Below are 1,574 nucleotides of genomic sequence, written 5' to 3' on the forward strand. Positions count from 1 at the left end.
GAGCTTGTCACCTCAAGTGTGTAAAGATCCTTCCCGGGTGATGAAGAACCTCTTTACCTGATCCGGCCTGGATAGGCGATATCGAGTTCGATGAGCGCCTCACGCCAGCCGATGGTGCGCTGCCCTTCGATCAGGCGGGCGGTGCCGGGCGAGGACTTGATCTTGCCGGTCTTCTCCTTGTGGGCGGCGCGTTCGCGGGCGCGTTTGTCCTCGATGTTGATGATGGCCAGCCACAGCAGCTTGACGACTGCGTCGTCGCCGGGGAAGTGCCCGCGGGCCTTGGTGACCTTGCGCAGCTGGTAGTTCAGCGACTCGATGCCGTTGGTGGTGTAGAGCAGCCGCCGCACCGCGGGGGTGAAGGCGAAGAACGGGGTGAACCGGTCCCAGGCGGTCTCGAACACGCGGGCCGCTTGCGGGTATCTCTCGCCCCAGAGCGAGGTGGTGAAGTCGGCCAGGGCATCGAAAGCGGCCTGCTCGGTGGGCGCGGTGTAGATCTTGCGGAGTTCGGCGGCGACGGCGGCGCGGTCGCGGCGGGCCACCGGCCGCAGCGCGTTACGGATCAGGTGCACCACGCAGGTCTGCACGGTGGTGTGCGGGAACGCGTGGTGGACGGCGTCTTCGAAGCCGTTCAGGCCGTCGGTGCAGGCGATGAGGATGTCACGCACCCCACGGTTTTTCAGGTCGCTCATCACCGAGGCCCAAAAGCGGGCCGACTCCCCGGCGGTCGCGGTATCCAGCGGGGTCTTGGCCAGCCAGATCCCCAGGACGTGCTTGTTTCCCTCGGTGTCGATGCCGACCGCCAGGTAGGCGGGTTTGGACTGCACGACGTGGTTGTCTCTGACCTTGACCACGATGGCGTCCAGGAAGATCACCGGGTAGACGGCCTCGAGCGGGCGGGCCTGCCAGGCGCGGACCTCTTCCAGCACGGCGTCGGTGATGTTGGAGATCGCCTCGTGCGACAGTTCGACCTCATAGATCTGGCGCAGGTGATGCTGAATGTCGCGGACGCTCATGCCGTGCGCGTACAGGCTGATGATCATGTCGTCCAGGCCGCCGGAGATCCGCCCCGCCCGTTTGGGCACCAGCACCGGTTCGAAGGTGCCGGCCCGGTCGCGCGGCACCGCCAGCCGGACCGGGCCGACACCGGTCTGCACGGTTTTGCCGATCCTGCCGTTGCGGGAGTTGCCGGTTCCGTGGCCGGCGACCTCGTGTTTGCCGTAGCCCAGATGGGATGACAGTTCGGCCTCCAGCGCGCGTTCCAGGACCGCTTTGACCAGTTCGCCGAGCATCGAGCCCTCACCGGTCAGCCGCAGCCCGCCCGCGCCGTCGCGTGAGCGCTCCAGCAGCAGGTCCAGGACCTGATCGCCGAGCAGGTCGCGTAGCGGCGCCTCTCCGTCACGGTGGGGGGATTTTTCCCCGCCATGATGAGCGGCCCGCGCCAGGCCTGATGTCTGTTCGTGGTCGTGTGTGAAAGGACTGGTCAGTGCTGATGTTCCCCGTGTGTTCGTCATGGTTGACGCTCCCCCCGAAGCGTTAAGGTGATCCACCTAAGTCGTTTACCCATGGTGATCATT

At 65.9% G+C, this 1,574-nt stretch carries 1 pseudogene; it reads right to left on the bottom strand.

Going from position 1 to position 1,574, the window contains the following annotated elements:
• Window positions 1–53: 53 nt before the first annotated feature.
• Window positions 54–1,319, bottom strand: a pseudogene (locus P3X83_RS43105) (IS256 family transposase); the annotation flags it as partial.
• Between the last annotated feature and the right edge of the window lie 255 nt (window positions 1,320–1,574).

Origin of the sequence: Spongiactinospora sp. TRM90649 (assembly GCF_029382225.1) — a bacterium.
GTDB lineage: Bacteria > Actinomycetota > Actinomycetes > Streptosporangiales > Streptosporangiaceae > Spongiactinospora.